Consider the following 15,877-nt stretch of genomic DNA (forward strand, 5'->3'; position numbering starts at 1 on the left):
ATAATACCCGCTATTGCCGGCCCGCCAGTCGCGGGCCGCATGGCCGCGAGCCCGCAACCCGCCCGCCTCCTTCCTTCATGATCGACATCCTCGTCCTGTACTACAGCCGCCATGGCAGCACCCGCCGGCTGGCCGAACTGATCGCCACCGGGATCGACAGCGTGCCCGGCGCCCACGCCAGGCTGCGCACCGTGCCGCCCGTCTCCACAGTCAGCGAAGCCACCGCGCCCGACATCCCCGACAACGGGCCGCCCTTCGCCGAATTGCGGGACCTCGAAGAATGCGCCGGCCTGGCGCTCGGCAGCCCCACCCGCTTCGGCAACATGGCTGCGCCGATGAAGTACTTCCTCGATGGCACCGTCGCCCAGTGGCTCTCCGGTGCGCTCACAGGCAAGCCCGCCTGCGTCTTCACGGCGACCGGCAGCCTGCACGGCGGCCAGGAAAGCACGCTGCTGTCGATGATGCTGCCGCTCTTGCACCACGGCATGCTGCTGCTGGGCCTGCCCTACTCCGAAAGCTCGCTGATGACCACGCGCTCCGGCGGCACGCCCTACGGCCCGAGCCACTACGCACACGTGGATAACAGCGGCCCGGTCACCGAGGATGAGGCCGCGCTGGCGCGTGCCATGGGCCGCCGCCTCGCCGAAACGGCGCTGCGCCTGGGCGCAGGGACGCGGCTATGAGCACCGCCGCCAGCTCCACCGCTGAGCGCGAACTGCACAGCCCCCTGTTGCACGCGCTGTCGGCCGGCAGCCTGGTCGCGCTGATGCTGCTCTGCATCGGCTGGGAGTGGTTCCTTGCCCCGCTGCGCCCAGGCGGCTCGTGGCTGGTGTTGAAGTTCCTGCCGCTGCTGCTGCCGCTGCGCGGTGTGCTGCGCCGCGACCGCTACACCATGCAGTGGTCGTCGATGCTGATCCTGCTCTTCTTCACCGAAGGCATCGTGCGCGCCACCAGCGACCGCCAGCCGTCCGCCGCCTACGCATGGGTCGAGGTGGCGCTGGTACTGCTGTTCTTCGTCAGCACCATTCTTTACCTGCGCCCGTTCAAGCAAAGCGCCAGGCGCCGCGCGCGCGGCCGCTGACCCCCGCCCAACCGGACTGCCGACCGCCATGACCACTGCCTTCCACCAAGACTCCTTCCTCGACCTGTGCCGCGCTGCCGTCGGCCCGCAGAACGTGCTGACCGCCGACGACGACAAGGCGCCCTACCTGACCGACCAGCGCAAGCGCTATACGGGCGAGGCGATCGCGGTGCTGCGCCCCGGCAGCGCCGAAGAGGTGGCGGCGGTCGTGCATGCCTGCCACGCGCAGCGCGTGGCCATGGTGCCGCAGGGCGGCAACACCGGCCTGTGCGGCGGCGCCACTCCCGCGGCCGGCGGCGGCCAGCCCACCGTGGTGATCTTGCTGCAGCGGCTCAGGCGCGTGCGCCAGGTCGACCCGCTCAACAACACCGTGACGGTGGAAGCCGGCGTGGTGCTGCAGCATCTGCAGGACATCGCGCGCGAACACGGCCGCCTGTTTCCGCTGAGCCTCGCCGCGGAAGGCAGCTGCACCATCGGCGGCAACCTGGGCACGAATGCCGGCGGCACCGCGGTGCTGCGCTATGGCAACACGCGCGAGCTATGCCTCGGGCTGGAAGTCGTCACACCCTCCGGCGAGCTCTGGGATGGGCTGCGCGGTCTGCGCAAGGACAACACCGGCTACGATCTGCGCGATCTCTTCATCGGCGCGGAAGGCACGCTCGGCATCATCACCGCCGCGGTCATGAAGCTCCACCCGCTGCCGCGCGCCCGCGTCACCGCGCTGGCGGCCGTAGCCAGCCCCCGTGCCGCGCTCGCGCTGCTGGCGATCGCGCAGGCGCACGCCGGCGCGCTGCTGACCGGCTTCGAGCTGATGTCCGCCCTGTGCATGACCCTGGTGACCCGCCACTTCCCGCAGTTGCGCTACCCGTTTGCCCAGCCCCAACCGCAGCTGGTGCTGCTGGAGCTGTCCGACAGCGAAAGCGAGGACCACGCGCGCGCCGTTTTCGAATCGATGATGCAGGACGCCATCGAAGCCGGCGTGGTGGAAGACGCCGTGGTGGCCGAGTCGGTGCAGCAATCCCGCGATTTCTGGAACCTGCGTGAGCACATTCCATTGGCGCAGGTCGAGGAAGGCAAGAACATCAAGCACGACATCGCCCTGCCCATCTCCCGCATCGGCGATTTCATCGAATCCACCGATGCGCTGCTGCAGCAGGCCTTCCCCGGCGCGCGCATGGTCACCTTCGGCCATCTGGGCGACGGCAACCTGCACTACAACGTGTCACCGCCCGAAGGCGGCGACCATGACGTGTTCCTGGCCAACCAGGCCGCCGTCAACCAGATCGTCCATGACAGCGTGCACGCCTACCAGGGCTCAATCTCGGCGGAACACGGCCTAGGCCAGCTCAAGCGCGAGGAGAACCGGCGCTACAAGAGCGAGGTCGAGCTGGCCATGATGCGCGCGATCAAGCAGGCGCTGGATCCGCTCGGGCTGATGAACCCTGGCAAGGTGCTGTAACCCCCCCGGCCATAGCACGGACTCCTCTGTCCGTTGCATCAAAAAAAGAGGGCCGCGATCACGCGGCCCAATCAGTCAGCTTCAATCAGTTAACGAGAGGTGTCGAATCTCTCGCCAGCAGAATAATTTCCGCCAGCCGACCCAGGCTTGGGGATTTTCCATCTTTCTCAAAGAATTTTCCCAAATCAATAATATAAAAACACAAGCCGTTGATTTATAAGGGTAATTCAAACAATCAACCAAGACCAACAAAACAACATCGGCGCCCCACGATATTGAGCCCACTGGTTTGCACGCCACATAATCCTCACGTCGCAGGAAGCGACTGCGAATTAATCATTCCGCATTAATCCTGAGGATATTCATGAAGCTCAAACTTCTCGCCATTTCCGCTGCGGCACTCGCGTCCGCCGGTGTCCACGCCCAGTCCAGCGTGACGCTCTACGGTGTTGCCGATGTCGGCATCGAATATGTCAACAATGCGCCCGTCACGGGCAAGGGTACCGGCGATCGCGGCGGCGTCGCGCGCATGCAGTCGGGCAATATGTCGGGCTCGCGCTGGGGCCTGCGTGGCGTCGAGGATCTCGGCCAGGGCCTGAAGGGCGTCTTCGTGCTGGAAAGCGGCTTCACCATCGACGACGGCAAGACCGTGGACAGCCGCCTGTTTGGCCGCCAGGCCTTTGTCGGCCTGCAGGGCGGCTTCGGCGAGTTGACCCTGGGCCGCCAGCAGACGCCGCTTTACGACTTCACGCTGAACTATGACCCGATGGCCATGGCCCCCCGCTACTCGCTGCTGTCGCAGGACGCCGGCCTTGCCGGACGCGCCGACAATGCGATCAAGTACCGCGGCACCTTCGGCGGCCTGACGGCCTCGGCGCTGTACAGCTTCGGCTACGATGGCAACGGCGAGATCCCTGGTGATGCACGCAAGGGCCGCGAGTACGCGTTCGGCCTGGATTACGCCAGCGGCCCGTTCGGCGTGGGCGCGGTCTACGACCAGCGCCAGGTAGACACCGCCAAGTCCGGCGCGGGTGATGTCAAGCTGCAGCGCGCCGCGATCGCCGGCACCTACGCCTTCGGTCCTGCCAAGGCCTATGTGGGCTACCGCTGGGCCAGGCTGTCGGGCGACGGCATCAACCCCATTGCCTCCCGCTCCAACCTGTGGTGGGCCGGCCTGGGCTACCAGCTGACCCCGGCACTGTCGCTGACGGGCTCCGTCTCCTACCAGGACTTCAACCGGACCAAGGCGGACCCGTGGCTGTTCGTGGCCTCGGCTGACTACGCCCTGTCCAAGCGTACCGACGCCTACTTCAATGTCGCCTACGCGCTGAACCGCACCGACGGCGGCCTGGGTATGGCGTCCAATCTGGGCGTCGGGGGCTTCGGCGAGAATTCGTTCACCGGCAGCGACAGCAAGCGCCACCAGTTCGGCGCTGTGGTCGGCGTCCGCCACAAGTTCTAAAGCGCACGCCAGCGGGCTCCGGCCCGCGCCGCAGGCAGCCCGGCCCGAGCCGCGGCTGCCTGCGGCAGCGCCCATTCAGACGGCCAGCTCCGCCCGGTGCTGGTCTTTCAATTTCACGTAGTTCCCCGCCGTATAGCTGAAGAAGCTGCGCTCCTTCTCGCTCAGCGGCCGCACCGGCCTGGCCGGGCTGCCCACGTAAAGGTGGCCGCCCTCCAGCACCTTGCCCGGCGGCACCACGCTGCCTGCGCCGAGAATCACCTCCTCGCCAATGACCGCGCCGTCCATCACGATGGACCCCATGCCCACCAGCACGCGGCTGCCGATCGTGCAACCGTGCAGCAGCACCTTGTGGCCGACGGTCACTTCGTCGCCAATGGTCAGCGGGAAGCCGTCCGGATTGAAGGGGCCGGCGTGCGTGATATGGAGCACGCTGCCATCCTGGATGCTGGTGCGCGCGCCGATGCGGATGCGGTGCATGTCGCCGCGGATCGTCACCAGCGGCCAGACGGAACTGTCCTCGCCGATCTCGACGTCGCCGATCACCACGGCGCTGGGGTCGACGAACACGCGGTCGCCGAATTGCGGGGTCTTGCCCTGGAAGCTGCGGATGGTCACGTTGGATGCCCGGGTTGCGCCGCTGGCGCCGGCGCGGATGCCGCGCGGCGCCGGATTCGGCCAGAGCCAGGATTCTAATCCCTTTGTTCTGGTCGCCTCTGCCGCCGGCACAATTGGCAGTTGCAGGAGTCGTGCTAGCCTTTTCATAGTGGATGTCAATCTTGATGTCACGGATCAATATGAGGCGCGCATGACCTGGATGACGGCGGCGGAAGCACTGGCGGTGCTCGATGTCCTGCCGCAGACGCTGTATGCGAATGTCAGCCGCGGGAGGATCCGCGCCCGGCCGGATCGCAGCGATCCGCGGCGCAGCCTCTACCATCGGGGCGACGTGCTCGAGATGGCGCGCCGCGCGAAGGGACGGCGCAAGGTGGAGGCGGTGGCGGCGCAGGCGATCGAATGGGGCGACCCGGTCCTGCCCTCGGCCATCTCCACCGTCATCGACGGCCGCCTGTGGTATCGCGGGCAGGATGCGGTGCAGCTTGCCGAAACCGCCACGTTCGAGGAAGTCGCCGGGCTGCTGTGGGGCGCGGCGAAAACGGAGGAATCGGCGACATCGCCCGCGCCGCAGAGACTGGCACGCGCGCCGTCCCGTACCGGCGATCCGCTGCGGGACGGCCTCCTCGCCCTGGCCGCACGCAGCGTGGACGACCTGCCTTCGCAAGGCCGATCGGCCGACGTGCTGCGGCGGGACGCCGCGAGCGTGATGGAAACGCTCGCCGCCGCCATGCTGGGAGACGGCGCACCGGGTCCGGGGCGCCCGCTGAGCGCACGCCTCGCCTGCGCTTGGCGACGCCCTGGACTGGAAGACACCATCCGGCGCGTCCTCGTGCTGCTGGCCGACCACGAACTGAACGCCTCCACCTTCGCGACGCGTGTCGCGATCTCCACCGGCGCCTCGCTTTCCGCCGGCGTATTGTCCGGCCTGGCCACGCTGACGGGGCCTCTGCATGGCGGTGCGCCGGCGTCGGTACGCGCCCTGGCCACCCTGGCGGCGCGCCACGGCGTACAGCGCGCGGTACGCGATTGGTTGACACAGGGGCAGATCTTCGCGGCCTTCGGCCACCCGCTCTATCCGGATGGCGACGTGCGCGCTGCGGCCTTGCTCGCCAACCAGCCGCCGCTGCCGCTCTACGCGGAACTCGCCGCCTGCGTGGAGTCAGCCACGGGTGAGCGCCCCAATGTCGATTTCGCGCTCGCGGCCCTGGCCGCAAGCAAGCGGCTGCCGCGTTCCGCCCCCTTCACGCTGTTCGCCTTGGCCCGCTGCGCCGGATGGCTGGCGCACGCGATCGAGCAGGCGCAGACCGGTCACCTGATACGGCCGCGCGCCCGCTATGTCGGCCCACCTGTCGGCCCGCCACCGGCCGCCGCGGAAGCGCCCCGCCGCCCTGGGCCGCTGCGCCGCGCCCAGCCCTGACCCACCGCTCGCCCCGCTTGCCGACGCAGCCGTCGGCACGGGAGTCGGGACGGGTGTCCTCGTGCGCCTCCGAACGGTCCCCACGCAGCACGCCAGCAGCACGCCTGCACCACGCGATGCAAGTCATCTGTTGCCTATCGCCGAATCCAACGCCGCCTCTATTGCCGAATCGGCCGAAAACCCCTAGTGTGCGAATCTGGCCGGCTCACCCTTCCCGATGGGCTGCGTTCTTCGCTTGTCTTGCGCAGCAACTGGACTCCCAAGAAGCCAAAGTGAAACTGCGAACCGTCTTCGCGGCCTGCGCCGCCATCGTTCTCCTGCTGCTCATGGTGGTAGCCGCCGCCATAGCCTTCGGCGGCCCGACGCGGCCCAAGCCGATGCTCAGCATCGGCAACCCCTTCAAGGACGTCGACTACAGCGCGCTGCCGCCGCTTTCCCACTACGCCGCGCGGGATGGTGCGCAACTGGCCTATCGGCGCTATGCGCCGGCCGCCGGTGCGGCCGCGCGCGGCAGTGTCGTGCTGGTGCACGGCTCATCCGCCAACAGCCAGAGCGTCCATCCCCTTGCGCAAAGCCTCGCAAGAGCCGGTTTCGCGGTCTATGCGCTCGACATCCGCGGCCATGGCGACTCCGGCCGCCACGGCGACATCGCTTATATCGGGCAGCTCGACGATGATCTGGAAGACTTCATGCACACTGTCAAGCCGCCACGCCCCAGCACGCTGGCGGGCTTCTCTTCCGGCGGCGGCTTCGCCATCCGCATTGCCGGCGGCGCGCACCAGGCGCTGTTCGACAACTACCTGTTCATGGCCCCCTACACGAACCGCCGCGCCGCGAGCTTCCGCCCCAACGCGGGCGGCTGGGTCTCGGTGGGCGTGCCAAGAGTGGTGGCGTTGACGCTGCTCAACCGCGTCGGCATCACCCGCTACAACCATCTGCCCGCGGTGGCATTCGCCGTCAATGACGCCCCGCGTGCCGGGCTGGTGTCCTCATATTCCTACGCATTGGTGAGCAACTTCCAGCCCGACGAGGCCTACCTGGAAGACATCCGCAATATCCGCAAGCCGGCCGCGGTGCTGGTCGGCCAGGATGACGAGGTCTTCCTCGCGGACAAGTTCGCCCAGGTTTTCGCCGATGCGGGCCGGCCGGACATCCCCGTCACGCTGGTGCCTGGCAGCGGACACGTGGGCCTCACACTGAACCCCGATGCACGCGCCGCCGCCGTCGCGGCGGTCGAGCGGCTCGACGCCGCGCGCGGACCCACGCTGCAAAGTGCGGGCCAGCCGGGCGCCAGGGCCGTGGCTGGTCGCCCCTGAGCAGCGCATCGCGCATCAGGCGGGATACGGGAGGGGCAGCGAGATAGTCAGCGGGAAGGTGGAGGGGCAGCGGCCGGTCAACCGATATCCCCATCCCCAAAGCCGCGCCGTCATGCCACATGACGGCGCGTGCCCGGTCTTTATGGAGGCCGGGGCGGGAGGCAGGGACCGCGCAAGAACCGGGTGGTGCTCAGCGCACGCCCAGCCGGCTGCGCACTTCGGGCATGGCGAGCCTGCACAGGTCTTCGTTGATCTCCTCGAACACCATGTCGCGGACTTCCTTGCACAGGTGGCCACGCAGGCGCCCCAGGAAGCGGGGTGCAGCGGCCAGCCGCAGCTTGTCGAAGCGATGCTCCATCCGCGCCTGGTCCAGGTAGAGACCGAGGGAGCGCGCAAACGCGTCGTGCTCCTTGTCCATCGGCTCTGTGCGCGACGACATCGAATGACCGGGCTCGCCCTTGCCCGCGAAACGCCCTTGCGCATCCGTCCGCAGGTCGTGGTCCCTGGCGCGGCCCAGCGGATTCAACATATCCTGGATCTCTTCGAAGTCCCTGCCGGCTCCGTTGGTCTGGAAGACCCGCGCCCGGCTGCTATCGGCGATTACGGTCCAGATCTTCGTCATCGGCTGCTCCTTTCGCTTGAGGAATTCCGATGAAACAAGGATAGGCCCTGGCGGAGGGGTCGGCGCGCGGGGCTTTGTAACACGGCGCAGCCTGTGGCGGGGTGTGATGCCGGCAAGGCAAGGGGCACTTTGTCGGCGCCGGAGCATGTCGTCGACGCGCCCCGTCGCCCGCCCTCGCGCGGAACCGCGCGACTCCCTGCGGCTCTCGGCCCCTATCCACGCAAGCGCTCGACCGCCAGCGAACGTGCAGCCTCTTCCGAAGCGGCGACGCTCATCGGCACACCGAAGGCCTTGACCGCCAACGCTGTCTGCGCATTCAGCGCCACGCGTCTCAATGCGTCCGGCTCGATCGCGATCACGGCCTTGCAGTAGATGCCCAGCAAGTGCTTATTGCGTTTGAGCCAGAGCCCTCTGGCCTTGCGATCCGCATGCTCCTCTTCGGGCTGCCGATCCTGCATGATGATCACGAAAGGCGCCTCCCTGCGCAGCAGCGCGTCCATCTCGCGCTCCCATTGCGGCGCATAGCCCGGACGGACCGCGTCGCGGCGCGACCAGACCAGCGGAAAGCCCGCGATATCATGCACGATGAAGTTGTCGAGTTCGAGTTCCATTGCCTGTCCTCCGTTCAATTCATTCAAGCCATTCAAGCCATTCAAGCCACACCGGCCGCTGCCGGCGTGGGCATCGATACGCCGCCGGACAGCCGGAGCGCCCCTTCCTCGGACGCGCGTATCGCCCGCGCCGCGCGCGTGCGCATTTGTGACTCGTAGCCGCTCAGGGCATCCATCGGGGCGGCGCGCCCGTCGGCCACCCTGGCCAGGCACTCGGCCAGGTCGGCAGCATCCTGCAAGGCAGTGTTGGCCCCGACGCCGCCGGCCGGGCTCATGACATACACCGCATCGCCCAGCAAGGTCACCAAACCCGCCGGCCACGATGCTTGCAGGCGCGCGCTGCGCACCGGCAGCATGGCGATGCTGCGCGCGTCGCCGTGGCGAAACACCGCTTGCAGCCGGGGATGCCAGTCCTGCACCAGCTCGGCCACGTGCGCCGCCAGCCGGGCCGGCGCCGGCGTCATCGAGGCGTTGAGCCCGAGTCGCGAGCCGGGGCCGATGAGGGCCCAGTAGAGATAGTCGTCGACGGCGCTCAACCGGCAACCAGGCGCCAGCCGCATCGCGAGCGACGGCAGCGCTGCGCGGAAACACATGGCATCGAGGATGGCGGTGAAGCCGTCGGCGAAGATCACCGAGGTGCCGTCGCACAGGGCATCGCCAACCTCCTGCCGCACCTCGCGCGTGGCAATGGTCTTGCCGTAGAGGCAGACCGCGCCGGTATCCACCGGTTCGGCACCCGGCGCCAGCCTCCGGCGCACCTGCGAGCTCACGCCGTCCGCGCCGACCAGCAGGCTAGTCGAGACCGACGAACCGTCCTCGAAGTCCACGCGCAGGCCGCCGTTCGCCGTCGCCATATGGCGCCCGTAGGCCTTGCCGAAATGCACCCGCCGCTCGATGCCGCACAGCAGGATCTCGCGCAGCGTCTGACGGTTTGCGCTGAGATCGCCGTCATCTTCGTCCATGCAGTCGTCCTGCGCCGACGGGCTCCAGTTCTGCGCAGGCCGCCCCTGCGTCGGCGCCATGCTGTGGTCAAGAAAGCGGCCCGCCGAGGTGGCCACCGCACAGCTCTGCCGGAACAACAGGTCCAGGCCCGGCGGCAAGCATGCCGACAGGGCGCGCTGCCCGTCCGCGTCGATGCGGATCCGGTAGCCCTGGGGGCGGCTGTCCGGTGCCGCATCGCGCTCAAAGACGTCGAAGTCGATGCCCGCGCGCTGCAGGCCTTGGGCCAGGCACAGGCCGCCGAGGCCGGCACCGATGATGGAGACGTGGAAACCCTTCATAGCTTGCTCATCCTGTGCTCGGGAACGACCCCTGCCGTTCCACCCTGGCAACAAGGTAGCGCGCCGGCGGGGTATCTCGATAACGGTATCCGGACGATAATTAATGCAAATCGGCCAAAGCGGCGGCTACCTTCCGGCACCTACCTTTCAAAAGGCCATGTACGAAGAAACCGAGACCATCACCACCATGCGGGACCTCAGCGACCGTGCCGACGGCCCTTCCCTGGTCGCCTTCTGGGGCACCGAAGCCCCTGAAAGCGCGTTCCGCCTGGGTACCCGCGAGTACGACTGGCACCGGCATGCGCGCGGCCAGCTGTTCTGCATCGAGAACGGCCTGGTGCACGTGCGCACGCGGCAGGGCTCCTGGATGCTGCCGCCGCACCGCGCGGGCTGGCTGCCGCCCGGCATCGACCACAAGGTCAGCATCAGCGGGGCGCTCAGCGGCTGGGGCGTGATGCTGACGCCCGCCGCCTGTGCCGGGCTGCCGCAGGAACCCTGCGTGACCGGCGTCAGCGAGCTGCTGCGCGCGCTGGTGCGGCGCGCCACCACCTGGGCCGAGGCCGAATCGCTGCAGCCCGAACAGGAGCGGTTGGTGGCGGTGCTGCTCGATGAGATGCGCCAGGCGCCGCGCGAGCCCCTGCACCTGCCGATGCCAGTGGACCGCCGGCTGCAGCGCGTTGCGACCGCGCTGCTGGCGCGTCCGGACGACGACCGTACCCTGGCCGAGCTGGCGCGCGAGGCCGGGCTGTCCGAACGCACCTTGCGCAGGCTCTTCACCGCCGAGACCGGCATGAGCCTGCAGCAGTGGCGCCAGCAGGCGCGGCTGACGCTGGCGCTGGAACGGCTCGCCAGTGGCGACGCGGTCAACGACGTGGCCGATGCGCTCGGCTACGCCACCCCGAGCAACTTCATCGCCATGTTCCGCAAGGCTTTCGGCGACTCTCCCGCCCGCTACTTCTCGCGCCATCGCGGGCACACCTAGTCCACCGCCGTGAACACCGGGCCCGCACGCAGCTATCATGTGGCTCGCCGAGGGGCACCGTCCGCCGCTCCCTCCCATGGGACAGCCGCGCGCCGCGCGCCACCGATCCGAACGAGAACGACACAAGCAGAGCAAACCATGAACACCGATTCCCCCTCCCCCGCGCGGCCAGCCATGCGGGCGCTGACGCCCCTGGAAGGACGCGTGCTGGCCGTGCTGCTGGAAAAGCAGCACACCGTGCCCGACACCTACCCGCTGTCGCTGAACGCCCTCACGGCCGGCTGCAACCAGAAGACGGCCCGCTCCCCGGTGATGAATGCGAGCGAGAGCGACGTGCTGCTTGCCATCGAAGGCCTGAAGCAACTGAGCCTGGCGATGGAAGGCAGCAGCAGCCGCGTGACCCGCTTTGAACACAATATGACCCGCGTGCTCGGCATTCCCAGCCAGTCCGCCGCGCTTCTGGCCGTGCTCTTGCTGCGCGGCGCGCAGACCGCGGCCGAACTGCGCCTGAACGCCGCGCGCCTGCATGCCTTCGCCGACACCTCGTCGGTCGAGGCCTTCCTCGATGAACTTGCCGAGAGCGACCCGCCGCGCGTGATCAAGCTGCCGCGCATGGCGGGCGAGCGCGAGAGCCGCTGGATGCACCTGCTGTGCGGCGAGGTCGCCGTCGAGTCCTTCGAAGCGGGCCAGGCCGGCCAGTCGGTTCGGGACGAACCCGGCCTGGCGGGCGTGTCGGCGGCCGACTTCGCCGCGCTGCGCGCCGAGCATGAAGCCTTGACCGACAAGGTGGCCCGCCTGCAGGCGCTGATCGAGCGGATGGCGGGCGAGCTGGGCATCGCCGTCGATACCACGCAGCTTTAAGCGCGCGGGCATCGCCTGCCGCTAACCACTGTCTAGCCACTCCGTCGGAAGCCGCCTCCGGGCAAAGTGCCCGGAGGCGGGCTGCAACTGAGACATTGCGACGGACGCTGTGGGCTAAAATGGGCCGCGCCGCGCGCTGTGCGCCGGCCCCCTTGCACCTCCCCCGCCATCCTGCATGCTCGTTGCCCAGCTCAAGTCCTTCTTCATGGTCGCCCGCCTGGGCAGCATCACACTGGCCGCCAAGCAGCTCGGCCTGAGCCAGCCCACCGTGACCTCGCAGATCCGCGCGCTGGAAGAGGCCTATGGCGTCGAGCTGTTCCACCGCGGCGGTCGGCGGCTGGCGCTGTCCGATGCCGGGGTGCGCCTGATGCCGCTGGTCGACGAGCTGGTGCGGCAGGAAACCGAGATCGACTTCGTGCTGCGCAATTCCGGGGACCTGGGCTCGGGCCACCTGCGCATCGGTGCTACCGCGCCCTACTATGTGCTCGACATCGTCGACCGCTTCTGCCGCAGCCATCCCGGCATCGACGTCAGCATCGAGATCGGCAATTCGGTGCAGATGCTGGAAGCACTGCAGGAGTACAGAGTCGACGTGGCGCTGTCGTCGCACCGTGCCGATGATGCCCGCTTCCTGCGCATCGAACTCGCGCGCGACCCGCTGGTGCTCGTGGTGCACCGCCGCCACACGCTGGCCGGGCGCGAGGCTGTGCCTGTGCAGGTACTGGCCGACTGCCGCCTGCTGGTGCGGGAGGCCGGCTCGATCACGCGCGCCATGACGGAGACCATGCTGGCGCAGGCCGGCGTCAGCGCGAAGGAGACGCTGGAGATCGGCAGCCGCGAGGCCATCCGCGAAGCCATACTGCGCAACCTGGGCGTGAGCGTGATCGCGCGCCACGAGGTGCCGGATCATCCCGACCTGCGCGTCGTTCCCTTCGCCGGCGCCACTCCCGAGCTGAGCGAGTACCTCTACTGCCTGCAGGACCGGCGCGAGGCCCGCTTGATCGCCGCCTTCCTGTCCCTGGTACGCCCCGCTACCGCCTGAAGCGCCACTGCGCCACTGCGCCGCGTTCCCGGGACCGGCGCACCCCGCCCCACGGGCTGCATCTGCCCGCCAGGCCGCGCAGCTGCCCGGCGCGCGCAGGTGCTCGCCCAGTGCGCCGCAGCGCACGCGATGCTTCACAAATCCGGCAATGAGCGCATTGGCGTTTTTGCGATAACTGCCACGCGGCCTACATCTCGGCTGGCTACAGTGCATGACGTCATCCACCACGTTTGCGCCGATGCCCCAGCCCCCCACCACCCAGCTTCCGGGTGCCGCCAGCACGCCCTTCCTGTCCATGCGCGGGATCTCGCGCCGTTTCGGTGCATTCACCGCGCTCGACGGTGTCTCGCTGGATGTGGCGCAAGGCGAGTTCGTCTGTTTGCTGGGCCCGTCGGGCTGCGGCAAGACGACCTTGCTGCGCATCGTCGCCGGGCTGGAACGGCGCGACGCCGGAAGCATCCTGGCAGGCGGGCGCGATATCTCGGACTCTCCGCCGCGCGAGCGTGACTACGGCATCGTCTTCCAGTCCTACGCCCTCTTTCCCAACCTCACCGTGGCGCGCAACGTCGCCTATGGGCTCGACGCGGGCAGCGCCGGCAGCGCCCGCAAGCGTGCCCGCGTGTCCGAAATGCTGGCACTGGTCGGGCTGGCGGGCAGTGAGGAGAAGTACCCGTCCCAGCTATCGGGCGGACAGCAGCAACGTGTGGCGCTGGCCCGCGCGCTGGCCCCGGCGCCTTCCCTGCTGCTGCTCGATGAGCCGATGTCGGCCCTGGATGCGCAGGTACGCGAACACCTGCGCGTCGAATTGCGGCGCCTGCAGCGCAAGTTGAACGTGACCACGCTGATGGTCACGCACGACCAGGACGAGGCCATGGCGATGGCCGACCGCATCGCCGTGATGTCCAACGGGCGCATCGAGCAGACCGGCACACCGCTGGAGATCTACGCAGCGCCGGCGACCGGCTTCGTCGCCGGCTTCGTCGGCCAGGCCAACTGGCTCCCGCTCGAGCGTAGCGGCGGCGGCGCGCTCACCCTGGCCGGCCAGCCGCTGCTGCTGGACCCCGCGCAAGCCCCGGCACCCGCGCGCGGCAAGCTGTTCTGCCGTCCCGAGTCGATCACGCTGCACGCCGAAGCGAGCCTGCCCAACCGCCACCTCGCCCGCATCATCGACCGCACCTACCTGGGCAGCCGCACCCGCCTGACCCTGGCATTGGACGGCCTGCCCGACACGCCAGTGGTGGCGGAGGTGCCCTCCGGCGCGATGCCTGCCGACGCAGGCCACAGCAAGTTGTGGATCGCGCTGCAGCGCGGCGGCCTGCGCATCTACGAGTGAGGCCGCAATGACCACACTCCCGCACGATATGCCCGCCATCCCGTCGACCACGCCGCACGCGCGGCGTCGCCGCAAGCCCGGCGACGCCGCCGCGCTGGGCACCATGAAGCTGGTCTGGCTGGCGCTGCTGCTGCTCGGCCTGCTGCTGCCGCTGGCCGCCATGCTGTTGCAGGCCACCGGCCTTATCACCGGCGCGCGCGGCGGCGAGCACGGCATCGCACTGGTCGCACACGTGGTGGGCGACGCCAACTTCCTGCCCATGGTGGGCCGCAGCCTGGCGGTCTCGGCCACGGTCGCCGCCATCGCGGTGCCGCTGGCCTTTGCCTTCGCCTATGCCATGCAGCGCACACGCCTGCCTTTTCGCGGCGCCCTCCGCGCGCTGGCCATGCTGCCGCTGTTCGCGCCCTCGCTGCTGCCCGGCATCGCCCTGGTCTACCTGTTCGGCAACCAGGGACTGTTCAAGGACTGGGTCGGCGGCAGCGTCTACGGCTTCTGGGGCATCGTGCTGGGCGAGGCGTTCTACACTTTCCCCTATGCGCTGATGCCACTGCTTGCCACGCTGACGCTGGCCGACGGGCGCCTGTACGACGCCGCGCGCGCGATGGGCGCCGGGCCGTGGCGCACCTTCCGCACGGTCACGCTGCCGGGCGCGCGCTATGGCCTGTTCGGCGCGTTCGCGCTGGTCTTCACGCTGGTGGCGACCGATTTCGGCGTGCCCACGGTGGTGGGCGGCAGCTACCAGGTGCTGGCGGTGGAAGCCTACAAAGCCGTGGTGGGCCAGCAGCAGTTCGCGCGCGGCGCGGTGATCGGCCTGTTGCTGCTGGTGCCGGCCCTGCTCGCCTTCGGCCTCGAGCGGCTGGTGCAGCGCCGCCAGCACGCGCAGATGGCCAGCCGCGCCCAGCCCTACGCGCCGGGCCGGAATCGACTGCGCGACGCCGCCTTCCTGCTGCTCGCGCTGCTGGTGGTGGGCTGGATCCTGTTGATCCTGGCCACCGCGGTCGGCGCCTCGCTGGTCAAGCTGTGGCCCTACAACCTCGAACTGACGCTGCGCCACTACGATTTCGACAATATGGACGGCGGCGGCTGGCTGGCCTACCGCAACAGCCTGAAGCTGGCCACGCTGACCGCGCTGTTCGGCACCGCGCTGATCTTCACCGGCGCCTGGCTGCTGGAGAAGACGCGCGCCGGCCGCCTCACGGCCTGGACCCACCCGCTGATCCGGCTCTCCATCCTGCTGCCGATGGCGGTACCGGGTCTGGTCCTGGGCCTCGGCTACGTCTTCTTCTTCAACCACCCGGCCAATCCGCTGCACCCGCTGTACGGCAGCATGGCGCTGCTCGTGCTCTGCACCATCATGCACGGCGCCACCACCGCGCACCTGACCTCGGTGTCGGCGCTCGGCCAGCTCGACCCGGTCTTCGAAGCCGTCTCCGACTCGCTCAAGGTCAGCGCGCTGCGCACCTACTGGCGCGTGACGCTGCCGATGTGCCTGCCCGCCGTACTGGCCAATGCGCGCTATCTGTTCGTCTCGGCCATGACCACGGTCTCGGCGGTGATCTTCCTCTACAGCCCCGATACCGTGCTGGCCTCGGTCGCCGTGCTGAACATGGATGACGCCGGCGACATCGGTCCGGCCGCCGCGATGTCCACGCTGATCCTGCTCACCTCCATCGTCGCCACGCTGCTGCTGGCGGCACTCACGCACCGCGTGGTGCGGCGCACGCAGGCATGGCGCAGCGCCACGCCGCACTGAACGGCGGCCCGCAAAACAAGACCACGACTACGACTACTGACTG

15 protein-coding genes are annotated in these 15,877 nt (G+C 68.8%); 11 read left to right on the top strand and 4 right to left on the bottom strand.

Annotated features, from left to right (window positions below; all coding sequences use genetic code 11):
- The first annotated feature begins 77 nt into the window (after positions 1-77).
- The 4 genes from wrbA to AC1Z3O_RS10790 all read left to right on the top strand — a co-directional run bounded on the left by wrbA (position 78) and on the right by AC1Z3O_RS10790 (position 4,002).
- Positions 78-683, top strand: a complete 606-nt coding sequence (gene wrbA, locus AC1Z3O_RS10775) for an NAD(P)H:quinone oxidoreductase (RefSeq protein ID WP_483515713.1) — start codon at positions 78-80, stop codon at positions 681-683.
- On the top strand, positions 680-1,081 hold the full coding sequence (locus AC1Z3O_RS10780; protein ID WP_483515714.1) for a DUF2069 domain-containing protein: 402 nt from the start codon (positions 680-682) through the stop codon (positions 1,079-1,081). The genes wrbA and AC1Z3O_RS10780 overlap by 4 nt, the downstream gene beginning before the upstream one ends.
- Positions 1,082-1,109: 28 nt before the next feature.
- The gene (locus AC1Z3O_RS10785; RefSeq protein ID WP_483515715.1) at positions 1,110-2,540 is read left to right on the top strand and encodes an FAD-binding oxidoreductase; all 1,431 of its coding nucleotides are present in this window, start codon (positions 1,110-1,112) and stop codon (positions 2,538-2,540) included.
- A 364-nt stretch (positions 2,541-2,904) separates the two neighbouring features.
- Complete coding sequence (locus AC1Z3O_RS10790; protein WP_483515716.1) at positions 2,905-4,002, top strand: porin; 1,098 nt, start codon at positions 2,905-2,907, stop codon at positions 4,000-4,002.
- A gap of 75 nt (positions 4,003-4,077) precedes the next feature.
- On the opposite strand, the gene AC1Z3O_RS10795 is transcribed toward AC1Z3O_RS10790, so the two are convergent.
- Entirely contained in the window at positions 4,078-4,617 is a 540-nt protein-coding gene (locus AC1Z3O_RS10795; RefSeq protein WP_483515717.1) for a gamma carbonic anhydrase family protein, read from the bottom strand.
- Here AC1Z3O_RS10795 and AC1Z3O_RS10800 point away from each other — a divergent pair.
- Together AC1Z3O_RS10800 and AC1Z3O_RS10805 are read left to right on the top strand one after the other, a co-directional pair.
- The gene (locus AC1Z3O_RS10800; RefSeq protein WP_483515718.1) at positions 4,610-6,034 is read left to right on the top strand and encodes a citrate synthase; all 1,425 of its coding nucleotides are present in this window, start codon (positions 4,610-4,612) and stop codon (positions 6,032-6,034) included. The two genes, AC1Z3O_RS10795 and AC1Z3O_RS10800, sit on opposite strands and share 8 nt — an antisense overlap.
- A 272-nt stretch (positions 6,035-6,306) precedes the next feature.
- The gene (locus AC1Z3O_RS10805; protein WP_483515719.1) at positions 6,307-7,350 is read left to right on the top strand and encodes an alpha/beta fold hydrolase; all 1,044 of its coding nucleotides are present in this window, start codon (positions 6,307-6,309) and stop codon (positions 7,348-7,350) included.
- 190 nt (positions 7,351-7,540) lie between these two features.
- Here AC1Z3O_RS10805 and AC1Z3O_RS10810 read toward each other — a convergent pair whose 3' ends face one another.
- The 3 genes from AC1Z3O_RS10810 to AC1Z3O_RS10820 all read right to left on the bottom strand — a co-directional run bounded on the left by AC1Z3O_RS10810 (position 7,541) and on the right by AC1Z3O_RS10820 (position 9,863).
- On the bottom strand, positions 7,541-7,972 hold the full coding sequence (locus AC1Z3O_RS10810) for a host attachment protein (protein ID WP_483515720.1): 432 nt from the start codon (positions 7,970-7,972) through the stop codon (positions 7,541-7,543).
- A 212-nt stretch (positions 7,973-8,184) separates the two neighbouring features.
- Complete coding sequence (locus AC1Z3O_RS10815) at positions 8,185-8,583, bottom strand: hypothetical protein (RefSeq protein WP_483515721.1); 399 nt, start codon at positions 8,581-8,583, stop codon at positions 8,185-8,187.
- 41 nt (positions 8,584-8,624) lie between these two features.
- A complete protein-coding gene (locus AC1Z3O_RS10820) occupies positions 8,625-9,863 on the bottom strand; it encodes an FAD-dependent oxidoreductase (protein WP_483515722.1) in 1,239 nt (412 codons plus the stop codon).
- A gap of 157 nt (positions 9,864-10,020) precedes the next feature.
- On the opposite strand from AC1Z3O_RS10820, the gene AC1Z3O_RS10825 reads away from it, so the two are divergent.
- The 5 genes from AC1Z3O_RS10825 to AC1Z3O_RS10845 all read left to right on the top strand — a co-directional run bounded on the left by AC1Z3O_RS10825 (position 10,021) and on the right by AC1Z3O_RS10845 (position 15,834).
- Positions 10,021-10,845 (top strand): AraC family transcriptional regulator, encoded by an 825-nt coding sequence (locus tag AC1Z3O_RS10825; protein WP_483515723.1) that lies wholly within the window; start codon positions 10,021-10,023, stop codon positions 10,843-10,845.
- A 138-nt stretch (positions 10,846-10,983) separates the two neighbouring features.
- A complete protein-coding gene (locus AC1Z3O_RS10830) occupies positions 10,984-11,706 on the top strand; it encodes a YceH family protein (protein WP_483515724.1) in 723 nt (240 codons plus the stop codon).
- Positions 11,707-11,881: 175 nt separating this feature from the next.
- Positions 11,882-12,748 carry a LysR family transcriptional regulator gene (locus AC1Z3O_RS10835; protein WP_483515725.1) on the top strand — a complete coding sequence of 289 codons (867 nt, stop codon included), beginning with the start codon at positions 11,882-11,884 and terminating at the stop codon, positions 12,746-12,748.
- 238 nt (positions 12,749-12,986) lie between these two features.
- Positions 12,987-14,081, top strand: a complete 1,095-nt coding sequence (locus AC1Z3O_RS10840; RefSeq protein ID WP_483517578.1) for a putative 2-aminoethylphosphonate ABC transporter ATP-binding protein — start codon at positions 12,987-12,989, stop codon at positions 14,079-14,081.
- 28 nt (positions 14,082-14,109) lie between these two features.
- Positions 14,110-15,834: a putative 2-aminoethylphosphonate ABC transporter permease subunit gene (locus AC1Z3O_RS10845; RefSeq protein WP_483517579.1), complete on the top strand. Its 1,725-nt coding sequence runs from the start codon at positions 14,110-14,112 to the stop codon at positions 15,832-15,834.
- Positions 15,835-15,877: the final 43 nt, after the last annotated feature.

Source organism: Cupriavidus sp. 09_S30 (assembly GCF_056930435.1).

What these genes read in the sequence shown, in the direction of transcription:
- wrbA (WP_483515713.1), top strand. Translation starts at nt 78, where the DNA reads ATGATCGACATCCTCGTCCTGTACTACAGCCGCCATGGCAGCACCCGC.
- AC1Z3O_RS10780 (WP_483515714.1), top strand. Translation starts at nt 680, where the DNA reads ATGAGCACCGCCGCCAGCTCCACCGCTGAGCGCGAACTGCACAGCCCC.
- AC1Z3O_RS10785 (WP_483515715.1), top strand. Translation starts at nt 1,110, where the DNA reads ATGACCACTGCCTTCCACCAAGACTCCTTCCTCGACCTGTGCCGCGCT.
- AC1Z3O_RS10790 (WP_483515716.1), top strand. Translation starts at nt 2,905, where the DNA reads ATGAAGCTCAAACTTCTCGCCATTTCCGCTGCGGCACTCGCGTCCGCC.
- AC1Z3O_RS10800 (WP_483515718.1), top strand. Translation starts at nt 4,610, where the DNA reads ATGGTCACGTTGGATGCCCGGGTTGCGCCGCTGGCGCCGGCGCGGATG.
- AC1Z3O_RS10810 (WP_483515720.1), bottom strand. Translation starts at nt 7,972, where the DNA reads ATGACGAAGATCTGGACCGTAATCGCCGATAGCAGCCGGGCGCGGGTC.
- AC1Z3O_RS10815 (WP_483515721.1), bottom strand. Translation starts at nt 8,583, where the DNA reads ATGGAACTCGAACTCGACAACTTCATCGTGCATGATATCGCGGGCTTT.
- AC1Z3O_RS10820 (WP_483515722.1), bottom strand. Translation starts at nt 9,863, where the DNA reads ATGAAGGGTTTCCACGTCTCCATCATCGGTGCCGGCCTCGGCGGCCTG.
- AC1Z3O_RS10825 (WP_483515723.1), top strand. Translation starts at nt 10,021, where the DNA reads ATGTACGAAGAAACCGAGACCATCACCACCATGCGGGACCTCAGCGAC.
- AC1Z3O_RS10830 (WP_483515724.1), top strand. Translation starts at nt 10,984, where the DNA reads ATGAACACCGATTCCCCCTCCCCCGCGCGGCCAGCCATGCGGGCGCTG.
- AC1Z3O_RS10835 (WP_483515725.1), top strand. Translation starts at nt 11,882, where the DNA reads ATGCTCGTTGCCCAGCTCAAGTCCTTCTTCATGGTCGCCCGCCTGGGC.
- AC1Z3O_RS10840 (WP_483517578.1), top strand. Translation starts at nt 12,987, where the DNA reads ATGCCCCAGCCCCCCACCACCCAGCTTCCGGGTGCCGCCAGCACGCCC.
- AC1Z3O_RS10845 (WP_483517579.1), top strand. Translation starts at nt 14,110, where the DNA reads ATGCCCGCCATCCCGTCGACCACGCCGCACGCGCGGCGTCGCCGCAAG.